Origin of the sequence: Ruminococcus flavefaciens, assembly GCF_900119075.1 — a bacterium.
GTDB classification, from domain to species: domain Bacteria; phylum Bacillota; class Clostridia; order Oscillospirales; family Ruminococcaceae; genus Ruminococcus; species Ruminococcus flavefaciens_Q.
This window is the reverse complement of sequence record NZ_FPIP01000004.1, coordinates 75882-101546: the sequence shown is the minus strand read 5'-3', so window position 1 is coordinate 101546 and position 25665 is coordinate 75882. Positions and strand designations below refer to the sequence as shown.

Sequence of the window (25665 nt, the reverse complement as noted above, 5' to 3'; positions counted from 1 at the left end):
TATGAAGAAAAAGATATCCCCCATACAGATTGTCAGAGCGGTCATTCAGCTGATAGCCTTTGTGACCGTACCTGCCCTGTTTATCACCATATTCTCATCAATAGGCGGAATTATAACTTCAATAGCAGGCGGCAGCTTTGTCCTGCTTGATAATTTAGGCAGGTTAGTTCTGATACTGGGAGTATTCCTCATAACACTTGTCTGGGGAAGATTCTTCTGCGGATTTATCTGCTCTTTCGGTGCAATGCAGGACCTGCTGAATTTCATTGGAAAGCTGATACCATTCAAGGTAAAGGTTCCCGAAAAGGCAGATAAATGGCTCAAGCTTCTGAAATACGCAGTTCTTGCATTTGTTGCAGTAGGAGTATGGGGCTTCTCTGTCACAGGCGATACAGTATGGAGCCCGTGGACGGTATTCGGCATATACAGCTCTCTCAGCGGCTGGAGCAGTCTGAAATATTTTCTTACCCTCGGCGGAGCACTTCTGCTCCTCATTATCATAGGCTCGCTGTTCATAGAGCGCTTCTTTTGCAGATATCTCTGTCCCCTTGGAGCGTTGTTCTCGCTGGTAGCACGGTTCAGAATTTACAGTCTGAACCGTAAGCCCGAAAAGTGCGGAAACTGCAAACTCTGCACATCAAAATGCTCAATGGGCATACCTCTTTACAAGTACGACGAAGTCCGCTCGGGCAAATGTATAAACTGTATGAAGTGTACTTCCGTCTGTCCCAATGAGAATATATCCGCTGAAACACTTCCTGCAATATCGGGAACTGTTGCTGTAACAGCCGTTGCAGGTCTTTACTACGCAGGAGTTCTCACAGCTGTTCCAGATTTCGCCGAAGAAAGCAAAGCACAGGTCCAGAATACTACCGAAGCTGAAACAAACGGCATATACACAGACGGAACATATAAAGGCAGCGGAAACGGTTTCAGAGGCAAAACAGAAGTCACGGTAACTGTGGAAAGCGGTGTTATTACTGATATTACAATTGATTCATACAAGGACGATAAGGAGTTCTTCCAGAAAGCAAAAAGCGGCGTGATAGCCGATATAATAAAGTCTCAGAGCACAGATGTTGACGCAGTAAGCGGTGCAACATTCAGCACCAACGGCATAATCGAAGCTGTAAAAAATGCGCTTGGCGAGGAAATAAGTGAAGTTACTGAACCAGCAACAGAACAGAGCAAAAAGCAGAAAAAGCAAAGTGAAACTACTACAGAAGCAACTGCCGAAGCTGCGACCTCCGATGATAGCAGCACAGCCGCAGATACAGCTGGACAATTCGCAGACGGCGTTTATACTGGCACAGGAAATGGTTTCAGAGGAGCTACAAATGTTACTGTTACCGTTGAAAACGGCGAGATAACCGATATAACAGTCAACTCCTACAGTGATGACCAGCAGTTTTTCAGCCGTGCGGAAAGCGGCGTGATATCAGCGATAATCAAGTCTCAGAGCACAGATGTTGACGCAGTAAGCGGTGCTACATTCAGCAGCAACGGCATAAAAGAAGCTGTTGCTGACGCCCTCGGTATCGAATTCACAAATCCCAACAGCACACAACAGAGAGGTCACGGCGGCAGGCATTCTCATTAAAATAAAGGCGCTCTTTACAAAAGGGCGCTTTTCATGTATAATATTAACAATAAATACTGCGGAGGTGTACCATGGCGAAGATACTCATAGTTGACGATGAACCCAATATAGTAACCCTCATAAGCCGCTACGTTCAGCGTGAGGGATATGATATCGTTACAGCTTCTGACGGAAGAGAAGCTATAGACAAGTGCAAAAAAGAGGATTTCGACGTCATAATCATGGACGTTATGATGCCCGATACTGACGGCTTCACAGCCTGCAAGAAGATAAAGGAGTTCAAGGATATCCCCGTGATAATGCTCTCCGCAAGAGGTACGGAGTTCGACAAGCTCTTCGGCTTCGAGGTGGGCGTCGACGACTATGTAACGAAGCCCTTTTCTCCTATGGAGCTTATGGCGCGTATCAAGGTCGTCATAAGCCGAAAGCCTGCACCAAAGGCTGACGGTGCAGACAGCAGACATATAATCGTTGACGGCATAGATATAGACACTCTAGGCAGGACTGTGCTGATAGACGGCGAAAAGGCTGACCTTACCGCAAAGGAATACGCTCTTTTTCTCATTCTCGTAAAGAATAAGGGCATTGTTCTTTCCCGTGACAGGATACTCAACGAAGTGTGGGGCTATGACAGCTTCGGCGTTGACAGAACTGTTGACTGGCAGATAAAGCTTCTCCGCAGCAAGCTTGGAGCATACCGCGACAGCATAAAAACAGTGCGAGGGGTGGGATATAAATTTGAAACGTAAAACAAATTCATTCCGAAAAAAGCTTCTCAGCTGGTTCATGTTTTTTACAGTTGTCATATTCACTGTTCTGTGGCTTTTGCAGACAGTCTTCCTGCAAAAATTCTACAACAGCATGATAATCAGAAACACTGTTAAAGTAGCTGATAAGATCTCCTCGGAAAGTCAGAGCAGCGATATCACGTCATATATAGACGATATTTCGCGGAGCAATTCCATACTTGTATTCGTGACCGATACTGACGGGAATATCATGTACAGCTCCGACGAATACAAAAAAGGACATAAGTTCAAAGACGAAAGACTTGAAATGCCATATAACGGCAATGGCAAGGAAATGCGTTTCCACTACAGGGAGCTGCCCGAGAACTATACCGAATTTCTCAGTGCTGTCAACGCTTCCGACAACGGTGAAGCCGAGCTGCAAAACGATGATATCTACGTTTACGGCAGGCTCATAGATTTCTACGGCAATGACGAAAAAGCCGTTCTTTATGTGGGAACTACTCTCAATGCAGTAGGCTCAACTGCCCGTATCATTCGCATACAGCTCATATGGGTAACTCTGCTGTCAATAATCATAGCCTTTGTGCTGGCGCTGTTCATGTCTAAGAGCTTTTCAAAGCCTGTTTCACAGCTCAATGAAAAAGCTCATAAGCTTGGCGAAAAGGATAATGATGCGGAGTTAAGCGAGGGCTTCTGTACGGAGCTTGACGAGCTGAACAAAACTCTTGATACTACTTCCGAAAAGCTGAAAAAGAACAGAGAATTTCAGAACGAGCTCCTTGCAAACGTATCCCACGACCTGCGTACTCCCCTGACCATGATAAAGGGATACGCCGAAATGATAAGGGATATTTCCCGTGAGGACGAGAAGCAGTGCGCCGAGGACGTTGCTGTTATCGTTGAGGAAACGGACAGGCTCACTGCTCTTGTAAACGAGATACTTGAATATTCAGAGCTTCAGATGTCCGACAGTGAAGCTGTGATGAATGACATTGACCTCAGCGAAACTGTAGCCTCTGTTGCTGACAGCTTCGATAAACTGTATTCCAAGGACGGCTACGTCTTTGAGCGGAATATCGCCGATGATATTCACATTAAGGGTAATATCTCACGGCTTCAAAGAGCTATTTATAATCTGCTTGACAACGCTGTCCGCCATGCAGGCGAGGACAAATGGTTAGGCATATCGCTGAGAACTGATAATGACAAGGCTATAATCAAGATATCAGACCACGGCAGCGGTATCGCTCCCGAGGAGCTTGAGCACATATGGGACAGATACTACACAAAGCGTCAGCGCAGCGGCAAGGGCGTTTCGGGACTGGGACTTGCTATCGTAAAGCAGATAGTCAGCCAGCATAACGGCGTTTGCAAGGCTGAATCCGAGGTGGGCGCAGGCAGCGTTTTCAGTATCGAACTCAGCATTAACAAATGAACATCTTTCAGAATTACTGATACATTCAGATACACATAAAACAGCCGCAGGTCTCCCCTGCGGCTTTGTTATTGCGATTATTTTCCGCTCTCGCCATAGTTTGACAGTACACGAGCAGAAGGATCGTTGACGTTGCAGCCCTCCCACTCCTTGTTGGGCATCCAGAAGTCAACTATCATTTCGCTGTTGTTCGGATAATACTTCTCGAAAATCTCACGATAGAGCAGAGACTCCTTGGTGAACGGCTTGGAATGAGCATATTTTGTACAGTCAAGCTCGAACTCCTCGTCTGAGTAATAGTTTTCGGCATATTCCTTGAGATAATCCACCATTGAATGTCCTACAGCGTCGGAGAAAGCTGCCTTTTCACGGTAAAGGATATCGTGAGGCAGATAGTCTCCCTCGAATGCATGACGAAGCAGATACTTGCCCTTGTTGTACTTGTTCAGCTTCATCTCGGGATCGATAGCCATAACGTATTTCACGAAATCAAGGTCTCCGAAGGGCACTCTCGCTTCAAGAGAATTTACTGATATGCAGCGGTCCGCACGGAGAACATCGTACATATGGAGCTCATGAACGCGCTTTACTGACTCTGCCTGAAATGCCTCTGCTGAAGGAGCAAAGTCCGTATACTTATAGCCGAAGAGCTCGTCGGATATCTCGCCTGTCAGAAGCACGCGGATATCGGTCTGCTCATGGATAGCCTTGCAAAGCAGATACATTCCCATGCTGGCACGGATAGTTGTGATATCGTATGTACCAAGAAGATGTATTACCTCATCAAGGGCGTTGATTACGTCGTCCTTGGTGATAATGACCTCGGTATGTTCGCTGCCGATGTAGTCTGCCACCTGCTTTGCGTATTTGAGGTCTATAGCGTCGGTATTCATACCAATTGCAAAGGTGCGTATCGGCTTGTCGCTCTCACGCTGTGCAATTGCGCAGACAAGTGAGGAATCAAGACCGCCCGACAGCAGGAATCCTACCTTTGCATCGGCGTCAAGACGCTTTTTGACACCTGCAACAAGCTTATCATGGATATTTTTGCAGACTGTATCCAAGTCGTCGTGTATAACCTTATCAACTGCTGTAATATCGCAGTAGCAGTGGAATTTTCCGTCCTTATAGTAGTGTCCGGGCGGAAAAGGCATTATCTTTTCACAGCACTTGACAAGGTTCTTAGGTTCGCTGGCAAAAGCCATTGTGCCGTCCTCGGACTTGCCGTAGTACAGCGGACGAATGCCTATCGGATCACGGGCTGCGATGAACTGTCGCTCGGTGCTGTCATATATCACACAGGCGAACTCTGCGTCAAGCATTGCGAACATATCTGTTCCGTACTCCCTGTACAGAGGCAGGATTATCTCGCAGTCGCTGTCGCTTCTGAAAACATAGCCCATATCAACGAGCTTTTCCCTGAGAGGGCGGAATCCGTAAAGCTCGCCGTTGCAGACTGCAAAGTCTCCGTCAAGCTCAAAGGGCTGCATTCCCTCGGGAGTAAGTCCCATTATGGAAAGCCTCTGAAAGCCCAGGATACCGTCAGGCACCTTAACTATTCTCTGGTCGTCAGGACCGCGTGACACCGTCGCTTTCAGTCCTTCCATGACCTTTCCTGTACCGCCGCTGACGCCGCAGTATGCCATTATCGTACACATAGTATTTTCCTCCGAATAATAGGTAATTTATAAAGTGCATATCGCCATTGATGTGCACTTCCACACACGGGCGGATAAAATCAGCCGCTACTTGTGAATTTTTTCGTCAAATTTATTCTTATAGCCTGCTCCTGAGGTATCAACAGGATAATCACCTGTGAAGCAGCCCTTGCAGCAGCCGAACCTGTTGTCCACAAGGTCTCCGAGACATTCTACAGGCAGATAGCCGAGACTGTCTGCACCGATATATTCCGCTATCTCTTCCGTTGAACTGCACTTGCCTGCGATAAGATTCTCTTCGGAGTCGATATCCGTTCCGAAGTAGCAGGAGTGCAGGAACGGCGGCGACGAGATACGGACGTGTACCTCTTTTGCCCCTGCTTCACGGAGAAGCCGCACTATACGTGCACTTGTAGTGCCGCGGACTATCGAATCGTCTATCATTATAACACGCTTGCCTTCAACACTCTCACGGACTGCGTTCAGCTTTATCTTTACGGCGTTCTCACGCTGATTCTGGTCGGGCTGAATGAAGCTTCGTCCGATATACTTATTCTTGATGAAGCCAATACCGTAGGGTATGCCGCTGGCATTTGCATAGCCCAGAGCCGCGTCAAGTCCTGAATCGGGAACTCCGATAACAATATCAGCCTCAACGGGACTGTGCTTTGCAAGAAGCTCCCCTGCTTTCAGCCTTGCGTGATGTACCGATACTCCCTCGATGACCGAATCGGGACGTGCAAAGTAGATGTACTCGAAAATGCAGATATGCTTTTTGTTTCCGCAGTTGGTGGTTATAGAGCGCAGTCCGTCCTTATCGATGACCACTATCTCCCCTGCTTCAACATCGCGTATGAACTCCGCACCGACTGTTTCAAGGGCGCATGACTCGGAAGCCGCAACATATGCGCCGTCATGAGTCTTGCCTATGCACAGCGGACGGAAACCGTTGGGATCGCGGAATGCGATCAGCTTTGTCGCCGTCATAAGTATGCATGAATACGCTCCCTTGATGAATGGCATTGCCCGCTCTACAGCCTGCTCAGTGGAGCTTGTCGTAAGACGCTCACGGACTATTGAATAGGCTATGGCTTCGGTATCAGAGGTGCCGTGGAATATAGCTCCCGACATCTCAAAGGAACGGCGGAGCTCCGCCGCATTGACAAGGTTGCCGTTGTGAACAAGAGCCATATTGCCCTTGATGTGACGGATAACAAGTGGCTGGATATTGTTGTGGTTGTGACCGCCCGTTGTGGAATAGCGGACGTGTCCGACAGCCATATTGCCGCTGCCCAGTTTGTCAAGCTCCTCACGGGTGAAAACCTCTGAGACAAGTCCGTCAGCACGCTTATGACGGAACACACCGTCGTCGCAGACCGTTATGCCGCAGCTCTCCTGCCCTCTGTGCTGAAGAGCGTACAGACCAAAATATACAGAAGCAGCAACATTGGCTGTTTTATTCTCGAAAATGCCGAAAACTCCGCATTCTTCGTGTATCGTGTCAAACATTTCGCACCTCTACAGATACTGCTCGCTGAGCTTGTCGATTATGGCAAGAGCGGCTATACTCTTCTTTTTGCGCTTGTTCATGGCGTACTGCTCGATATAGGCGTGCGCCTCGCTCTCGGTCATGCCCTTGTACTCCATGAGCATGAACTTTGCCTTGTCTATGCTCTGTATCTCGTTTATCTTTTCCTCTAAACGGGCATTTCTGAGATAGAGCTCGGCGGAGCGGTTCACCGCAATGTCCACAGTCCTTACTATCTGATACAGGATAGTTCTGCTGAAGGGCTTGCCTACAATGATAACTCCTGCTTTTTCTGCGCGTTCGCTTATCTTTTCGGCAGTTTCGCTTTTTATCAGAAGTATGCAGTTCGCCGTGGTATTTTCGGTGACATACTCGGCAAATTCGACTCCCGATTCGTCCATGAGGGGCGAATTTATCATAACAAGCTCTGTCAGCAGATCGGATTCAAGATGAGTTTTCGCCTGATAAGCCGATTCGACTATCTTTGGAGAGCATTTGAACGATCCGCGGAGAAAATCAAGAAGTGTTTCAGTAGCATTCTTATTACTTGAAACTACAAGGATCTTTTCCAAAATGAACCTCCATTACAGCGAACAGAAATATTTCTTGTCCTCGAATGCGTCCTTGTCAAAGGCGGAGTTATATTCCCTCCACTCCTCGCGGCTGTTATTTATAAGGACTTCAAGTGTATTCTCAGGTATATATTTTTTCAGGAACTCAGACTTTTCAGCGATATCAGCCGCTTCTTCAAGAGTTTCGGGAAGGCGCTCCTTACCGCTGTTTTTCTTGGGGAGCTTTGCTCCCGAGGCTATGCCCTCCATTGCGGAATATATCATAAGTCCCAGTACAAAATAGGGATCGCAGACGCAGTCGGGAGCTCTCAGTTCAATGGTAACATCATCACTGTCGGGCGACATACGGATAAGCTGTGAGCCCTCCTCGTCAGACCAGATCACATCACGGGGAGCCGTGAACTCTCCCAGTCTTTCGTAGGAATTGACCGTACTGTTGGTAAACATCGTGAACTCGCGGATATGCTGCATAACACCTGCGGCAGCGCTCTTTACCATGTCTCCGCACTCGGCAGCGTGTTCCTCAAGAAAATCGCTGTCAGGGAAAACAGTGAAGCTTATATGCATACCGTTTCCGCAGTCGTCCTTCAGAGGCTTCGGCATGAAGCTTGCATGAACTCCGTGAGTTTCGGCTACGGATTTTACAGCGGATTTGAAGCTGAGAAATGTGTCAGCAGCTTTCAGCGCAGAGGAGGAATTAAAGTCTATCTCATGCTGTCCGCAGCCGCTCTCGTGACGTGATGAAACAGGCTGAATGCCCATCTGCTCCAAGGTCAGACACACGTCACGGCGGATATTCTCGCCCTTGTCGTCAGGCGCGGTATCGCAGTAGCCTGCAAAATCATGAGGAGTTTTTGTAGGGAGTCCGTTTTCATCTTTCAGAAACAATGTGAACTCGCAGGAAGTACCGAAGCGGAAGCAGTAGCCTGCCGAAACAGCTGATTTCATAGCCTTTTTGAGGAAATAGCGGCTGTCGCCCTCAAAGGGAGTGCCGTCCTTGTATCTGATATAGCAGAACATACGGATAACACGTCCCTGCTGAGGTCTCCACGGCAGAACTGTCATGGTCTGAGCGTCAGGGAACAGGAAAAGATCCCTGCCCTTTGCGGCTTCAAAGCCTGCTATCTTCTTTGCGGCAATGCGCAGTCCGCGCTCGAATGTTACCGCCAGCTCAGATGAAAGAATGGATATGTTTTTAAGTCTGCCGCGAAGGTCGCAGAAGGTCAGCTTCACGAACTTAACGTCGTTTTCCTCGATATACTGTAAGATCTCATTTTCTGAATAGATCATATCGTTCTCCTTTATTTCAGATTGGTGTATCCCATAAGGTATTCGTCAACCTCGGCGGCGGCGTCACGTCCCTCGCGTATAGCGCGTACTACCAGCGACTGTCCGATGTGCATATCGCCTGCGGTGAATACCTTTTCAACGTTTGTCTTATGATAGTTAGGAGCAGTTTTAACATTGGTGCGCTGATCCAGCTCTACGCCGAAAGCCTCGGCAACGTAGCTCTGACAGCCTAAAAATCCTGCGGCGATAAGGCACAGCTCACATGGAAGTATCTCCTCGCTGCCTGCTATCTCCTTGGGAACTCTTCTGCCGCTTGTCTCGTCCTGTACGAACTCCAGCTTTACAGTCTTTACTGCCGATAATGCTCCCTTTTCGTCCTTGATGAACTCCTTGACGGTGGTACAGTAGATTCTCGGATCGTGACCGAATACCGCGATAGCCTCCTCCTGACCGTAGTCAGTCTTGCAGACTCTCGGGTACTGTGGGAATGGATTGTTCTCGGCTCTCTCGTCGGGAAGCTTAGGCATCATTTCAAGCTGTGTAACAGACTTGCAGCCGTGGCGGACAGAAGTACCGACACAGTCATTTCCTGTGTCACCGCCGCCGATGATGACCACATTTTTGCCCTTTGCGGAAATGTATTTGCCGTCAGTCAGCTCTGAATCAAGCAGGCTCTTTGTAGTAGCCCTGAGGAAATCAACTGCGAAGTAAATGCCCTCTGCGTCACGTCCCTCAGCCTTGATATCACGGGGATTTGACGAACCGCAGGCAAGTACAACAGCGTCAAAGCCGCTCTTTATATCCTCTGCGGAGATGTTATCGCCAACATTTGAATTTACTGCGAACTCCACGCCCTCTGCTCTCATGAGCTCGGCACGGCGCTCGATTATGTGCTTTTCCAGCTTCATGTTTGGTATACCGTACATGAGAAGTCCGCCCACTCTGTCGGAGCGCTCAAACACAGTAACGCTGTGACCGCGCTTATTGAGAGTATCAGCAGCGGCAAGTCCCGAAGGACCTGAACCGATAACTGCGACACGCTTGCCGCTGCGAACTATCGGCGGCTGAGGCTTGATAAGTCCGCTCTCAAAACCGTACTCGATGATAGAATTCTCGTTTTCCTTTACGGTAACGGGACTGTCGTAAACTCCGCAGATACAAGCCTTTTCACAAAGTGCGGGACATACCCTCGATGTGAACTCGGGGAAGTTGTTTGTCATCAGCAGACGGCTCAGCGCCTGCTCCTTCTGTCCGTGATAAATGAGGTCGTTCCATTCGGGAATGAGGTTGTTCAGCGGACAGCCCGAAACCATTCCGCAGAGCATTTTTCCGTTCTGACAGAACGGTACTCCGCAGTCCATACAGCGTGAAGCCTGTATTTTGCGCTGCTCATCGCTGAGCGGCACGTGAAACTCGTTAAAGTCCTTGATTCGCTCCAGCGGCTCCTTTGCAGCTGCTTCTGTTCTTGTATATTCAAGAAATCCTGTTGCTTTTCCCATGGCTCACGCCTCCTTTCTGATAAGCTCAAAGGCTTCTATCTCAGCCTTTTCATGGGGTACTCCTGACAGCTCAAGAGACCTGACTGTTTTCTGTATCTTTGCGTAATCATGCGGGATTATCTTCTTGAAGCATGGCAGATAGCGCTCAAATTCTGCAAGTATAGCCTTCGCCTTTTCGGAGCCTGTAGCTTCTGCGTGCTCTGTGATAATAGTCTTAAGCTCTGTGATATCGACTTCGTTTTCAACTGACTCGAGGGATACAAGAGCCTTGTTGAGACGGGTGTAGAGGTCGTGGTTCTCGTCAAGAACATATGCGATTCCGCCCGACATACCTGCGGCAAAGTTCTTGCCTGTGCCGCCGAGGATAACAGCGCGTCCGCCTGTCATGTACTCGCAGCCGTGGTCGCCCACGCCCTCACAGACAGCGATAGCTCCCGAGTTTCTTACGCAGAAGCGCTCGCCTGCGATACCGCTGATGAACGCCTTGCCCGAGGTCGCACCGTAAAGTGCAACGTTTCCGACGATGATGTTCTCGTCAGCCTTGAATGCTGAGTTTTTCGGAGGTGAAAGCACAAGCTTTCCGCCCGAAAGTCCCTTGCCGAAGTAGTCGTTGCTGTCGCCGCTGAGCTCCAGTGTAAGTCCCTTAGGAATAAATGCGCCGAAGGACTGTCCGCCGCTGCCTGTACATTTTACTGTGAATGTGTCGTCAGCAAGAACGTTTTCGCCGTGGATACGGGTAATTTCAGCACCTGTAAGTGTTCCCACAGAGCGGTCTGTGTTCACAACGTCAATGGAAATGCTCTTGGAAGTACCGTTTTTCAGTGCAGCTCCTAACTTCTTTATTATAACACGTCTGTCTATGGTGCTGTCAAGCTCAAAATCAAAAATATCTGCAGGATCGAAGTGAGTTTTTTCGGTTGTCTGATCATTTGCAAGGATATTTGCGAAATCTATGTTGTTTTCAGCTGCGCTTGCCTTTGTTTTCAGAAGGTCTGTACGTCCCACAAGCTCGTCAACTGTGCGTATTCCAAGCTTAGCCATGTACTCGCGGAGCTCCTGCGCGATAAAGTGCATGAAGTTCACGATGTACTCGGGCTTGCCGCGGAAACGCTTGCGGAGCTCGGGATTCTGAGTTGCTATGCCCATCGGGCAGGTATCAAGGTTGCAGACTCTCATCATTACGCAGCCCATTGTTACCAGCGGAGCTGTTGCAAAGCCGAATTCCTCAGCGCCGAGAAGTGCCGCTACAAGAACGTCGCGTCCTGTCATGAGCTTTCCGTCAGTCTCGATACGGACTCTTGAACGGAGACCGTTGAGCATGAGAGTCTGATGTGCCTCTGCAAGTCCGAGCTCCCATGGAAGTCCTGCGTTGTAGATAGAGCTCTTTGGAGCTGCTCCTGTACCGCCGTCATATCCCGAAATGAGAATTACCTGTGCGCCTGCCTTTGCAACGCCTGCTGCAACTGTTCCGACGCCTGCTTCCGATACGAGCTTTACTGAGATACGAGCCTTGTCGTTGGCATTTTTCAGGTCATAGATGAGCTGTGCAAGGTCCTCGATAGAGTAGATATCATGGTGAGGCGGAGGCGAGATAAGTCCCACGCCTGCGGTTGAATGACGAGTCTTTGCTATCCAAGGATATACCTTGCCTGACGGCAGATGACCGCCCTCGCCGGGCTTTGCACCCTGTGCCATTTTTATCTGTATCTCCTGTGCGGAAACAAGGTATTCGCTTGTTACGCCGAAACGTCCAGATGCTACCTGCTTGATAGCGGAGCACTTATCAGATTTCAGTCTCTCGGGGCTTTCGCCGCCCTCACCGCTGTTGGACTTGCCGCCAATACTGTTCATAGCCATAGCCATGCACTCGTGAGCTTCCTGCGAAATAGAACCGTAGGACATAGCGCCTGTCTTGAAGCGCTTGCAGATACTCTCAACGGACTCTACCTCGTCAATGGCGATACCGCCGTCCTCTGGATAGTTGAAGTCAAGGAGACTTCTGAGGGTGAGCTCGTTGTCCTCACGTGTGATAGCTGCGGTGTATGCCTTGAAGGTATTGTAATTTCCCGTCCATGCTGCCTGCTGGAGCAGATGTATGGTCTCGGGAGTGTAAAGGTGGTCTGACTTGCCGCTGCGGAGCTTGTGGCTGCCTGCGCTGCCGATATTTGCATTCACAGTAAGTCCGAGGGGATCGAATGCTGCTGTGTGGAGCTTCTCTGTGCGCTTGCTTATATCGCTGAGACCAATGCCGCCGATACGGCTGACTGTTCCTGCAAAATAGCTGTCGATAAGCTCCTTTGAGATACCGACTGCTTCAAAGAGCTTGCTGCCCTGATAGGACTGGATAGTGGAGATACCCATTTTTGAAGCTATCTTGACGATACCGTGGAGAATAGCGCTGTTGTAGTCGTCCTCTGCTGCGTAGAAGTCCTTGTCAAGTGTGCCGTCCTCAATGAGAGAGCGGATAGTCTCATGTGCAAGATAAGGATTGACTGCGCAGGCACCATAGCCGAGAAGTGCTGCAAAATGATGTACCTCACGGGGCTCTGCGGATTCAAGTATCATTGCAACTGCTGTGCGCTTTTTCGTGGAAACAAGGTGCTGCTGGAGAGCTGCAACTGCAAGGAGAGACGGTATCGGGCAGTGGAACTCGTCAACGCCGCGGTCAGAGAGTATCAGTATAGAAGCTCCGTCGCGGTAAGCCTTGTCAGCTTCGATAAACAGGCGCTCTACAGCCTTTTCCAGTGATGTTCCTACATAATATGTGATAGGAATAACTGCACTTTTCAAACCGTCTCTGTTCAGAGCCTTTATCTTGAGCATATCAGTCTCTGTAAGGATAGGATTCTCTATCTTGAGAACGTGGCAGTTCTCGGGGCGTTCCTCGAGGATATTGCCGTCCTTGCCGATGTAAACGCTGGTATCTGTTACGACTTCCTCACGGATAGCGTCAAAAGGAGGATTCGTTACCTGCGCAAAGAGCTGACGGAAGTAGTTGAACAGCGGAGGCGACTGCTTGTCAAGAGGGGGAAGCGGAATATCGCTGCCCATAGATGCGATAGGCTCTCCGCCTTTTTCAGCCATTGGAAGAATACTTGTACGTATATCTTCGTATGAATAGCCGAATGCCTTCTGAAGCTTCGCAAGCTGGTCTGACGAGTAAGTCTCAACGCCCTTGTTCGGGATATGAAGATCGTGAAGACGTACAAGGTTAGCGTCCAGCCACTCACCGTAGGGCTGGCGTGAAGCATATGTGCTCTTTATCTCATCGTCCTCGATGATACGTCCCTGCTTTGTATCAGCAAGGAGCATCTTGCCGGGACGGAGTCTGTCCTTTTTGATTATCTTTTCGGGAGCTATATCAATACAGCCTGTTTCCGAAGAAAGAATAAGGAAACCATCGCTTGTTACGCAGTATCTTGACGGACGGAGACCGTTTCTGTCAAGAACAGCTCCCATTACCTCACCGTCTGAGAAAATGATGGAAGCAGGTCCGTCCCATGGCTCCATCATGGTAGCGTAGTACTGATAAAGGTCGTATTTTGACTTGGAAATGGTCTTGTCATTCTTCCATGGCTCGGGAATGGTTATCATGACTGCAAGAGGAAGTGGCATTCCCGACATTACCATAAATTCAAGGGCGTTGTCCAGTCTTGCTGAGTCCGAACCGTTTACATTTATAGCAGGAAGTATTTTGTACATATCGCTTTTCAGAGCTTCACAGGTCATGCTCTCTTCACGTGCAAGCATTTTATCGGCATTGCCTGTGATAGTATTTATCTCGCCGTTGTGGACGATAAAGCGGTTTGGGTGAGCCTTCTGCCAGCTCGGATTGGTATTTGTTGAAAAACGTGAATGAACTGTAGCGATAGCAGACTTGAATTCCTCGCTCTGTAAGTCTGTGTAAAACTTTCTCAGCTCATCAACGAGGAACATACCTTTATATACAATAGTACGGCTGGAAAGTGAGCAGACATAGGTGTTTTCATTTGAATGCTCGAATTCACGTCTTGCAATAAAGAGCTTTCTGTCAAAATCAAGTCCTTTTGGACATTTCTCTGGACGCTTTACAAAAGCCTGCATGATATAGGGCATACTGTCAAGCGCCTTCTGTCCGAGGATATCAGAAGATACAGGAACATCTCTCCAGCAGATGAATTCCATGCCGTTCTTCTTTATAATGAGCTCAAAGAGCTTCATTGCCTGACCGCGCTTCATTTCATTCTGTGGGAAGAAGAACATTCCCACACCGAAATCGCCCTCGCCGCCGATATCATGACCGAGCTTTTCTGCTTCACTTATAAAGAAGGTGTAGGGCATCTGCACCATAATGCCAACGCCGTCGCCTGTTTTGCCCTCAGCGTCCTTGCCTGCACGGTGCTCAAGCTTTTCAACAATAGTAAGAGCACTGTCCACTACGTATCTTGACTGCTCTCCCTTGATATTTACTACAGCACCAATGCCGCAGTTATCATGTTCAAATCTGGGATCGTAAAGTCCCTGCTGCTCGTATGGAGCTTCATCTCTAAAGTTATCCATGTCTTTCACTTGCCTTTCCGATTCGGAGCGCCATTGATCCGTATCGCATAATAAAAAAGACGCTTCAACAGACAGATAGCCTGATGAAACGTCTTTGTTCTTGTACACTATCTTAGCACTTTAAACCAGCATTGTCAAGAGCCTTTTTCAAAAAAATACGTAAAATCAGGCTGAAATCATCACTTTTGTAAAAATGCAAGTACTTTTCGCATTTAAAGCGGCAAAAATATATTGATTTCTGACAAAGTTGAAAAAAGCTATTGACAAACGCTGATGAAAGGGCTATAATGGCATTATAAACAGCAAGGGAGCTGCGGATATGGAGTCCGTAGCTCTCTTTTTTTGGTTTATAGCGCTAATTCCATACACAAAGGGGTGTATGATGTACTGAGACTATCAGTGCGTCGTACACCCTTTTGAAATTTATGCTGTAACTTATCAAGGAGGTATTTCTATGGACTCTCAGACAATCTTACAACAGGCCATGGACGAGACAAATGGTATAGTCTTTGGCGTATGGTTCCTTATAGGCGCTGCTCTCGTATTCTTTATGCAGGCAGGCTTCGCAATGGTGGAGACAGGCTTCACCCGTGCAAAGAATGCAGGCAATATCATCATGAAAAACTTAATGGACTTCTGTATCGGTACAGTTGTTTTCATTCTCATAGGCTTCGGTCTTCTCTTCGGTGAGGACCTCGTCGGTATAATCGGACAGCCCGGATTTGATATCTTCACTTCCTACGGCTCATTCGACTGGTCAAACTTCGTATTCAACCTTGTATTCTGTGCAACAACAGCTACTATCGTTTCCGGTGCAATGGCTGAACGTACAAAGTTTTTATCCTACTGTGTTTACTCGGCTATCATCAGTGCCGTCGTTTATCCTATCGAGGCTCACTGGGGCTGGGGCGGCGGCTGGCTCAGCCAGTGGGGCTTCCACGATTTCGCAGGTTCCGCACATATCCACATGGTCGGCGGTATCGCAGCTCTCGTAGGTGCGGCTATCCTCGGTCCAAGAATAGGCAAGTTCCACAAGACTAAGGACGGCGAAGTCAAGGTAAACGCTATCCCAGGTCACAACCTTACAATTGGTGCTCTCGGATGTTTCATTCTCTGGTTCGGCTGGTACGGATTCAACGGCGCAGCTTGTACTTCTATCGACCAGTTGGGTTCCGTATTCCTTACAACAACAGTTGCTCCTGCAATCGCAACAGTAACTTGTATGATATTCACATGGGTCAAATACGGCAAGCCCGATGTTTCAATGTGTCTCAACGCTTCACTGGCAGGACTTGTAGGTATCACAGCTCCATGTGATGTAACAGACTGCTTTGGCGCTATAATAGTTGGTATCGTTTCAGGTTTACTTGTATGCTTCGGCGTATGGTTCTTAGATTATAAACTCCACATCGACGATCCTGTTGGTGCAGTAGCAGTTCACATGATGAACGGTATCTGGGGAACAATTGCAGTTGGTCTTCTTGCAAACCCTGAGGTTCCCGGTTATTCACTGGTTGACCAGAACGGTGACCAGCTTGCAGGTCTTTTCTACGGCGGCGGCTTCGGACTCCTTGGCAGACAGCTCACAGGCTTCGTTGCTATCGCAACTTTCACAGCTATCTCAATGGCATTTGTATTCATCTTAATTAAAAAGACTATCGGTCTCCGTGCTTCAGAGCAGGAAGAGATACTCGGTCTTGACGTTACAGAACACGGTCTTATTTCCTCTTATGCAGACTTCGCTCCCGCACTTACTGACATCGGCATGAAGGGCTACACAAAGGACGACGCAAAGAGCGTAAAGAAAGTCGGTACTCCCGGAACACCTGCTGTTCCTGTTGACAAGGCAGTTGAAGTTGAGAACTACTCAGTTCCTTCACCTGACGGCGCAGCAAAGCTCACAAACATCGTAGTAATATTCAAACAGCAGAAGCTCCAGCAGTTCATCGAGGCTATGGAGGCTATCGACGTAAAGGGTATCACAGTAACAAACGTCCTCGGCTGCGGAATGCAGAACGGACAGAAGAATTACTACCGTGGTGCAAGTGTTGAAATGAATCTGCTCCCGAAAGTCAAGGCTGAAATTGCAGTATGTGCAGTACCTGTAGAAAAGGTAGTTGCAGCAGCAAAAACAGCTCTCTATACAGGCAACTACGGTGACGGTAAGATGTTCATCTATGACATCGAGAACGTAATCAAGATAAGAACAGGCGAAGAGGGCTACAACGCACTCCACGATTCCGCGGAGTGGGAAAAAGCATAAGCTGACAAGGGCGTCTGCGGATAAAACAAAATGTATATCTTAAAAATCTCCCAGTATCCGCAGACAGCCTTTATCATAAATGTATTTCAAGGAGCATATGCAAATGTCAAAGTTCATTTTTGTAACAGGCGGAGTCGTTTCGGGACTCGGCAAGGGTATCACGGCAGCTTCATTGGGAAGACTTCTCAAACAGCGCGGCTATAAGGTCACCATTCAGAAATTTGATCCCTACATCAACGTCGATCCGGGAACTATGTCACCTTTCCAGCATGGTGAGGTATTCGTTACCGACGACGGCGCTGAGACCGACCTTGATCTCGGTCACTATGAGCGTTTCGTAGACGAGAATCTGTCGGTTCACTCCAATGTGACTACAGGCAAAATTTACTGGAACGTAATCACAAAGGAGCGCCGCGGCGACTATCTCGGAGGTACGGTTCAGGTAATCCCCCACATCACCAACGAGATAAAGGACAGAGTCTACAGCGCGGCTAATGAAGCAAATGCAGACGTAGTCATCACAGAGATAGGCGGTACAGTCGGAGATATCGAGTCAACGCCTTTCCTTGAGGCTATACGTCAGGTAGGCACCGAGCAGGGACGCGAGAACGTATGCTACATACACGTTACCCTTGTTCCCTATATCGCAGGCTCTGAGGAGCTGAAATCCAAGCCCACCCAGCACTCCACAAAGGAGCTTCTTTCAATAGGCATACAGCCTGATATTATCGTTTGCCGAACAGAAAAACGCATCCCCGACGATATGGCTGAAAAAATAGCCCTCTTCTGCAATATCCGCAAGGAGGACGTTATCCAGAACCTGACAGCTCCGTCACTGTATGAAGTTCCGCTGTGGCTGGAAAACGAGGGACTTGCTCACTCGGTATGCCGTCATCTCGGGCTCACAGACAATGCTCCCGACCTGACAGAGTGGACGGAAATGGTCCACAGAGCTGAAAACGCACACAAAAATGTAACTATAGGACTTGTTGGAAAATATGTGGAGCTCCACGACGCTTATTTATCAGTAGCAGAGGCGCTCCGTCACGGCGGTATCGTAAACGATGCGGCTGTGGATATAAAATGGATAGACTCCGAGGAGGTAACAGCCGAGAATGCTGCGGAAAAATTCGCAGATTGCAGCGGACTGATAGTTCCAGGCGGCTTCGGTCATCGAGGAGTTGAGGGCATGATAGAAACTATCCGCTATGCCCGTGAGAATAATGTACCGTTCTTCGGAATATGTCTTGGTATGCAGATGTCAGTCATTGAATATGCAAGAAACGTCTGCAAGCTTGACGGTGCAAATTCCGCGGAGTTCGGAGAAACTCCATATCCCGTTATTGACATCATGGACGAGCAGAGAAACATCGACCAGAAAGGCGGCACAATGCGGCTTGGACTTTATCCCTGCAAGCTGAGTGAAAGCTCAAGATGCCGCGATATATACGGCGATGAGCTCATTTATGAGCGCCACCGCCACCGTTATGAATTCAACAACGCATACCGCAAGGTGCTGACTTCAAACGGACTTCACATTGCAGGACTTTCACCGGACGAAAAGCTGGTTGAAATAGTAGAGCTCCCAACACACCCGTGGTTCGTGGGAGTTCAGTTCCACCCCGAATTCAAATCAAGACCAAACAAACCGCACAAGCTGTTTGCGGATTTTATAAGAGCTTCGCTCGAAAACAACTAAGGAGGATTTTATTATGGAAAAGGTAACAGATTATTTTGGCTCAATGGTATTCGACGACAGAATCATGAAAGCAATGCTTTCCGAAAAGGTGTACAAATCACTGAAAAGAACGATAGACAGAGGTACTCCTCTTGATATATCTGTAGCAAATGCAGTTGCAGCTGCTATGAAGGACTGGGCTATTGAAAAGGGCGCTACTCACTATACACACTGGTTCCAGCCAATGACAGGCGTTACAGCCGAGAAGCACGACAGCTTCATCTCACCTGCACCCGACGGACGTGTTATCATGGAGTTCTCGGGCAAGGAGCTCGTAAAGGGCGAGCCTGACGCTTCATCATTCCCTTCTGGCGGACTTCGCGCTACATTTGAAGCAAGAGGCTATACGGCGTGGGATCCTACTTCATACGCTTTCATCAAGGACGGCACTCTGTACATTCCTACAGCATTCTGTTCATACACAGGTGAAGCACTTGATAAGAAAGTTCCGCTTCTCCGTTCTATGGAAGCTATCAACAAGCAGGCTCTGCGTATATTGAAGCTCTTCGGAAACACAAGCGTCAAGAGCGTTAAGACTTCCGTTGGTCCAGAGCAGGAATATTTCCTTGTTGACCGCGATATGTGGAAAAAACGTAAGGACCTTATTATGACAGGACGTACTCTTTTCGGTGCAATGCCTCCAAAGGGACAGGAAATGGACGACCACTACTTCGGCTCTATCAAGCCAAGAGTAGCCGAATACATGGCAGACCTTGACAAGGAACTGTGGAAGCTTGGTATCCTTGCAAAGACCAAGCATAACGAAGTTGCTCCTGCACAGCACGAGCTTGCTCCTATTTACGATACAACAAATATTGCTGCCGACCACAACCAGCTCACTATGGAGGTTATGCAGAAGGTGGCTCTCCGCCATAATCTTGTTTGCCTGCTTCACGAAAAGCCATTCGCAGGCGTAAACGGTTCTGGTAAGCACAACAACTGGTCTATCTCCACAGACCAGGGCGAGAACCTCCTCTCTCCCGGTGAGACACCTGCTGAGAACGCACAGTTTCTGCTCTTCCTTGCAGCTGTTATCAAGGCTGTTGACGATTATCAGGACTTACTGAGATTGTCCGTTGCAACTGCAGGCAACGACCACAGACTTGGTGCTAACGAAGCTCCGCCTGCTGTAATCTCTATCTTCCTCGGCGACGAGCTCACCGCAGTTCTGGACGCTATCGAGGCTGATAAGCCATACGGCGGCACTAAGAAAGAAAAAATGCAGCTTGGCGTTGATGTTCTGCCTAAGTTCAGCAAGGATTCCACTGACCGTAACAGAACTTCCCCATTCGCATTTACAGGAAACAAGTTCGAGTTCCGTATGCTCGGTTCTTCAAACAGTATCTCCTGCGCTAACATTCACCTCAATGCAGCTGTTGCCGAGGAACTGAAACAGTTCGCAGACAAGCTTGAAAAGGCTAAGGACTTCAACAAGGCACTCCACGACCTTATCAGGAAGACGATCAAGGAGCACAAGAGAATCATCTTCAACGGCAACGGCTACGATGACGCTTGGATAAAGGAAGCTGAGAAGCGCGGTCTCTGCAACTATAAGACCACTGCTGACGCTATGCCTCACATCTGCGACAAGAAGAACGTGGAAATGCTCACATCTCACGGTATCTTCACAGAAGCCGAGATATTCTCACGCTGCGATATCATGCTCGAAAACTACATCAAGACAGTCAACATCGAAGCTGTTACAATGATAGACATGGCTCGCAAGGAAATTATCCCTGCTGTTGCTAAATTTGCAGCTGATACTGCTTCTGCCGTATCCGTTAAAAAGAGCGTATCCAAGGTAGCCTGCAAGTATGAAACAAAGCTTGTTACAGAACTTTCAGAGCTCATAGACGAAATGGACGCCGCAACAAGCAAGCTTGAAAAGGCTGTTGCAGACTTCAAGAAGATTGATGTTATCATCAAGGCTTCCGAGTTTGTCCGCGACACTATGCTCCCTGCAATGGATAAGCTCCGTGCAGCTGCTGACAAGGCTGAAACTATGACAGCTGAGGACTATTACCCATTCCCGACATATGACAAGCTTCTTTTCGGAGTGTGATATAAATGAGATTTACAAAAATGCAGGGCTGCGGCAATGATTACGTGTACGTAAACTGTTTTGAGGAGAGCATAAGCTCTCCCCAGCAGCTTGCCTGCGCAGTAAGCGACAGACACTTCGGTATCGGCTCTGACGGTCTGGTGCTGATATGTCCGAGTAAGACAGCCGACTGCAAAATGCGTATGTTCAATCCTGACGGCAGCGAGTCCGAAATGTGCGGCAATGCCATTCGATGTGTGGCAAAATACGTCTACGACAGAGATATTATCCACAAAAAAGAGATATCCGTTGAAACGCTGGCAGGCATAAAGCTGATAACTGTCAACACCGACGAAAACGATATCGCACGTACCCTCACAGTTGATATGGGAGCTCCCATAACCGAGGCGGCTGAGATACCTGTTACAGCTTATGAATCACCTGTTAAAGACCTGAAGCTGACAGCATTCGGAAGAGAGTTCACATTTACCTGCGTATCAATGGGAAATCCCCATGCTGTAGCTTTTATAGATGAAGACGTCAGCACATTTGAAGTTGAGAAATACGGCAGAGTTTTTGAGCAGGACGCACACTTCCCACACAAGGCTAATATCGAGTTCGTAAACGTTCTCTCACCCACACATCTGAAAATGCGCGTATGGGAGCGCGGTACAGGAGAGACCCTTGCCTGCGGAACAGGCACCTGCGGAACTGTTGCGGCGGCTTGTCTCAATGGTATCAGTCCGAGAGAACCCGTAACGGTAGACCTGCTTGGCGGTCAGCTGACAATAGAATGGAACGCAGAGGACGGTCACATTTATATGGCAGGTCCTGCGGAATTTACATTTGACGGAGAGTATTACAATGGCTAATTTCAATGAAAAATTCTTAGATCTTAAAGAAAGCTACCTCTTTAGCGAGGTAGCTAAACGTGTTTCTGTATTTCAGCAGAAAAATCCCGATAGATCCGTAATTCGTCTTGGTATCGGCGACGTTACCCTGCCTCTCGGCAAAACTGTAGTGGAAGCTATGCACTCCGCCGCTGATGAAATGGGCAAAGCTGAGAGTTTCCGCGGATACGGTCCCGAGCAGGGTTACGACTTTCTCCGCGAGGCTATACAGGGACATTACAAGACATTCGGCGTGGAGCTTGACACCGATGAGATTTTCGTCTCCGACGGTGCTAAGTCCGACACAGGTAATATCACCGACCTTTTCTCAAAGGATAACACTGTTATGATACCTGATCCTGTATATCCCGTTTATGTTGATACAAATACCATGAACGGCAGGAAAATCGTCTTTATCAACGGCACTGCCGAGAACAACTTTCTCCCTATGCCCGATAAGAGCGTTCACGCTGATATAATCTATATCTGCTCTCCTAACAATCCTACGGGAGCCTGCTACAACAGGGCTCAGCTCCGCGAATGGGTGGATTATGCCCTTGAAAACGACGCTGTTATACTCTTTGATTCGGCTTACGAATGCTTTATCTCGGACAGCGAGCTCCCACACAGTATCTATGAGATAGAGGGCGCAGAAAAGTGCGCTGTGGAGTTCTGCTCCCTGTCCAAGACTGCTGGCTTTACAGGTACACGCTGCGGATATACCATAGTTCCTAAGGCTATAACCTCAAAGTCCGCAGACGGCAGAGAAATGAGCCTCAACAAGATGTGGAACCGCCGTCAGTGCACCAAATTCAACGGTGTTCCCTACATCGTACAGTGTGCCGCAGCAGCTGTTTTCAGTGAAGCAGGCATGGCAGAAGCAAAAGCTATGATAGCTCATTATATGGAGAATGCAAAGATAATCTCAGATACCATGACAGAACTGGTTATTCGCTTCACAGGCAGTATCAATTCTCCGTATATATGGTTCGAGTGCCCCTTCGGCATGGACAGCTGGCAGTTCTTCGATTTCCTGCTTGAAAAGGCAGGCGTTGTAGGAACTCCCGGTGCAGGCTTCGGTCAGAACGGCAGCAGGTGGTTCAGACTTACAGCATTCAATAACAAGGAAAATACTGTCGAGGCTATGAAACGATTCCGCTCAATATTCAAGTAATCTCCCTCCTTATATTGCAAAGACCTCCCGCGGCTTATGCTCTGCCGCAGGAGGTCTTTTTCATTGTGCGATTTTACGTATTTACAGCAAATAATTCCAGATAAAAAAATTGAAGCGACTACACTATTGCGCAGCCGCTTATGGTTAATTGAGTCAAGAAAGAAAGTGAAACATGATTTGCTTTCTTTCTTGATTTGGGCTTTTCAGCCTTTTGGATAATGGTGTATGCTGAGATGTGGGGTTATGGTTTATGACTTAGGGATTTATGTTATAGCCTCTATAATCTTTCCTTTATCTTGATTATATTATACCATACAGTCTGTGACAGAATCGTTACATATAGTATAGTATTTATGAATAATCTGAAAACATTCAATTAATATTTTGTAAACAATGCGACTTAAATGAAATTCTGTTCCATTATTTTTTACTAATCGTATATCACAAAGCAGGTTCAACAGTATACAATAGGCTTATACCCAGTTGAATTCCTCGTTCAGAGAAGCGGTGTTCCCTTTTATCTCATAAGCGCTTGTATTCAGTCCGAGACTGCCGTGGCGCTTTACGATGATATCGGTTATGCCTGCATTTTCAAAGCAGTCCCGCATATCCTTGACCAGCTGACGAAGATGATCCCCCTTTTCGGGATCGCCGTCCCAGAGTATGCCCAAAAGGTCGCCGTTTGTACACATAGCTCCGTTTTTGTATACCAGATACGCAAAAAGCTCCATAGTAAGCCTGCGCTTGAATGTAAAGGGCTCGCCCTTGAAGAATACCGCGAAATGCCCCTCACAGCGAACCACCAGCGGCGAAATAGCCTGCTTCAATGGATAGCGCAGGTGCTTAAGAGCCTCCAGCACATCGTACTCGTCATAGGGCTTTTCGATGAAGCCGCTGCAATACAGGCGCAGAGCGTCCCTTGCGTACTCAGGGTGTCCCGTAACGAATATGACGTTGAGCTCGGGCTGCACCTGTTTAAGGTGATTGGCGGCTTCAATACCACTTAGCCCCGGCATTTCAATATCAAGGAAGAGCACATCGGGATTATGCTCTGCCACAAGGTCAATGGCTTTTGCGGCATTTTCCGCAAAATAGTGCGAACCCATAGGATCAATGGAGTTCATCACCATTTTCATCATGCGTCTTGATGACTCGTTATCGTCTGCAAATACGGTTATCATACATCTTTCTCCCCTTTTTCATCAGCATATCTTATATCCTTGAGAATTATTCTGGCGCAGTACCCGTTATCCTCGGGAATAAGCTCCAGAACACCCTTATTATTGACCGCAAGGCGGGCTCGGACGTTGGCAACTCCGATACCGCGGCGTTTTTCCTGTTTTTCTGTCAGATTGAGCTTTCCCTGTCCGATATCGCGGACTTCAATAATTATGCCGCTCTCCTCGTCGCGCTGTATTATCTGTACAACGCCGCCGTTCTCTCTTGCGGCTACTCCGTGCCGAACTGCGTTCTCCACAAGGGGTTCAACGCTGAGAGCAGGGAGCATGAAGTCCTCGTTATCAATATCGTATTCCACTGTGAGCCTGTCGCCGAAGTTCATCTTTTCAAGGGCAAGATACGCCTTGATGTTCTTCAGCTCCTGCTCAAAGGTGATAGAATGAGTATTGCCTATGTTGTCGAAATTCGACCGCAGATACCGTGAAAAGTTCCTGATACTGTCGTATATCTCGGGATAATCCATGCACCTCGCCTGTATGGCAAGCAGTGAATTATTGATGAAATGAGGCTGTATCTGTGCCATAAGGAGCTCATTGTTCTGCCTTTCAAGCGCAAGCTCGCTTGCGTGGAGTTTCTGCTGTACCTTGCTGTGATGTATCGCCGCAAGATAGAAATAGTATATCAGCATTTCCATTGCAGCTATATCGGTAGTGTGATTGACGATAATGTTTTCGTATTCCAGATAGACAGTGATTATAGTGGTAAAAGACATGAAAAATACTATTATCGCCTTTGAACGCTCGTCGTTTTTGATAAAATAGTTGGAATAAAAGGTCAGCAGCAGGATATAGAAGCATACGACTATGGCAGGTACCACTTTCAGCTTTCCCGAAATAAAATTATGGTCTTCTGTGTAGGCGTAGATAAAATTAGTGCCGAAAAGGTCAGATACTGCCAATACCACATTTATTATGTATGGTATAACCAGCAGGAATTTATGCTTTATGGGAGCGATAAGATAAAGCTCCAGCAATATGAGCAGCGGATTCAGCGAGTAGGTTATCGCTGATTTTACATATCTTATCCATATAGGCTTATTATATGTGTCGCACCAGTATTCCACGTATTCACATACGGTAATGATGAATACAAGGCTTGCAATCGCCCATACGTACTGAACTCCGTCTATTTTTATCCGTCGGTTTACAAGCATTATGATTATAAGTCCCAAAAGCAGCATGAGCGTCATGTAGCTCTGTCCGATAAATTCTATTATTATATTCATGGATTGCCCCCTTTCAGAAGAATTATCTGTTCAAATAAAAAGCGTCCTCAAAGGAACCACTTATCCCTTCGAGAACACTTATTACATCTATCCTATCTTAAAAAGAGCGCAGTTATGCTGTACTGTAGAATTTACTGCGGTGTTGTGCGTCATTTTATCAGTATAGTTCATCATATCATTGTCAACTCTTTTCGGTGATAATTTGCCTATAAAATATTATAG

General features: G+C 47.7%; 16 protein-coding genes. 8 read left to right on the top strand and 8 right to left on the bottom strand.

Annotated elements, in window-relative coordinates:
- Position 1: 1 nt before the first annotated feature.
- From BT105_RS07375 to BT105_RS07365, 3 genes are all read left to right on the top strand, one after another.
- Positions 2-1600, top strand: a complete 1599-nt coding sequence (locus BT105_RS07375; RefSeq protein ID WP_072300131.1) for an FMN-binding protein — start codon at positions 2-4, stop codon at positions 1598-1600.
- 71 nt (positions 1601-1671) lie between these two features.
- Positions 1672-2349, top strand: coding sequence for a response regulator transcription factor (locus tag BT105_RS07370; RefSeq protein ID WP_072300130.1), 678 nt, complete (start codon positions 1672-1674; stop codon positions 2347-2349).
- Positions 2339-3787 carry a sensor histidine kinase gene (locus BT105_RS07365; protein ID WP_072300129.1) on the top strand — a complete coding sequence of 483 codons (1449 nt, stop codon included), beginning with the start codon at positions 2339-2341 and terminating at the stop codon, positions 3785-3787. The genes BT105_RS07370 and BT105_RS07365 overlap by 11 nt, the downstream gene beginning before the upstream one ends.
- A 77-nt stretch (positions 3788-3864) precedes the next feature.
- On the opposite strand, the gene asnB is transcribed toward BT105_RS07365, so the two are convergent.
- The 6 genes from asnB to gltB form a co-directional block, all read right to left on the bottom strand.
- Entirely contained in the window at positions 3865-5445 is a 1581-nt protein-coding gene (asnB, locus tag BT105_RS07360) for an asparagine synthase B (protein ID WP_072300128.1), read from the bottom strand.
- Positions 5446-5532: 87 nt separating this feature from the next.
- Positions 5533-6954, bottom strand: coding sequence for an amidophosphoribosyltransferase (purF, locus tag BT105_RS07355; RefSeq protein WP_072300127.1), 1422 nt, complete (start codon positions 6952-6954; stop codon positions 5533-5535).
- 9 nt (positions 6955-6963) lie between these two features.
- Entirely contained in the window at positions 6964-7545 is a 582-nt protein-coding gene (locus BT105_RS07350) for an ANTAR domain-containing response regulator (protein ID WP_072300126.1), read from the bottom strand.
- A 12-nt stretch (positions 7546-7557) separates the two neighbouring features.
- Positions 7558-8835: a glutamine synthetase family protein gene (locus tag BT105_RS07345; RefSeq protein ID WP_072300125.1), complete on the bottom strand. Its 1278-nt coding sequence runs from the start codon at positions 8833-8835 to the stop codon at positions 7558-7560.
- Between the two features lie 11 nt (positions 8836-8846).
- The gene (locus tag BT105_RS07340; RefSeq protein WP_072300124.1) at positions 8847-10334 is read right to left on the bottom strand and encodes a glutamate synthase subunit beta; all 1488 of its coding nucleotides are present in this window, start codon (positions 10332-10334) and stop codon (positions 8847-8849) included.
- A 3-nt stretch (positions 10335-10337) separates the two neighbouring features.
- On the bottom strand, positions 10338-14873 hold the full coding sequence (gltB, locus tag BT105_RS07335) for a glutamate synthase large subunit (protein ID WP_072300123.1): 4536 nt from the start codon (positions 14871-14873) through the stop codon (positions 10338-10340).
- Between the two features lie 454 nt (positions 14874-15327).
- Between gltB and BT105_RS07330 the strand changes: the two genes are divergently transcribed.
- The 5 genes from BT105_RS07330 to BT105_RS07310 all read left to right on the top strand — a co-directional run bounded on the left by BT105_RS07330 (position 15328) and on the right by BT105_RS07310 (position 22979).
- Positions 15328-17136 carry an ammonium transporter gene (locus tag BT105_RS07330; RefSeq protein ID WP_072300122.1) on the top strand — a complete coding sequence of 603 codons (1809 nt, stop codon included), beginning with the start codon at positions 15328-15330 and terminating at the stop codon, positions 17134-17136.
- Between the two features lie 103 nt (positions 17137-17239).
- Positions 17240-18835 (top strand): CTP synthase, encoded by a 1596-nt coding sequence (locus BT105_RS07325; protein ID WP_072300121.1) that lies wholly within the window; start codon positions 17240-17242, stop codon positions 18833-18835.
- A 13-nt stretch (positions 18836-18848) separates the two neighbouring features.
- Positions 18849-20936, top strand: coding sequence for a glutamine synthetase III family protein (locus tag BT105_RS07320; RefSeq protein WP_072300120.1), 2088 nt, complete (start codon positions 18849-18851; stop codon positions 20934-20936).
- A 5-nt stretch (positions 20937-20941) separates the two neighbouring features.
- Positions 20942-21787 (top strand): diaminopimelate epimerase, encoded by an 846-nt coding sequence (dapF, locus tag BT105_RS07315; RefSeq protein WP_072300119.1) that lies wholly within the window; start codon positions 20942-20944, stop codon positions 21785-21787.
- Positions 21780-22979 carry an LL-diaminopimelate aminotransferase gene (locus BT105_RS07310; protein ID WP_072300118.1) on the top strand — a complete coding sequence of 400 codons (1200 nt, stop codon included), beginning with the start codon at positions 21780-21782 and terminating at the stop codon, positions 22977-22979. The genes dapF and BT105_RS07310 overlap by 8 nt, the downstream gene beginning before the upstream one ends.
- A 473-nt stretch (positions 22980-23452) precedes the next feature.
- On the opposite strand, the gene BT105_RS07305 is transcribed toward BT105_RS07310, so the two are convergent.
- Positions 23453-24160 carry a LytR/AlgR family response regulator transcription factor gene (locus BT105_RS07305; RefSeq protein ID WP_072300117.1) on the bottom strand — a complete coding sequence of 236 codons (708 nt, stop codon included), beginning with the start codon at positions 24158-24160 and terminating at the stop codon, positions 23453-23455.
- Entirely contained in the window at positions 24157-25443 is a 1287-nt protein-coding gene (locus tag BT105_RS07300) for a sensor histidine kinase (RefSeq protein ID WP_072300116.1), read from the bottom strand. The genes BT105_RS07305 and BT105_RS07300 overlap by 4 nt, the downstream gene beginning before the upstream one ends.
- Between the last annotated feature and the right edge of the window lie 222 nt (positions 25444-25665).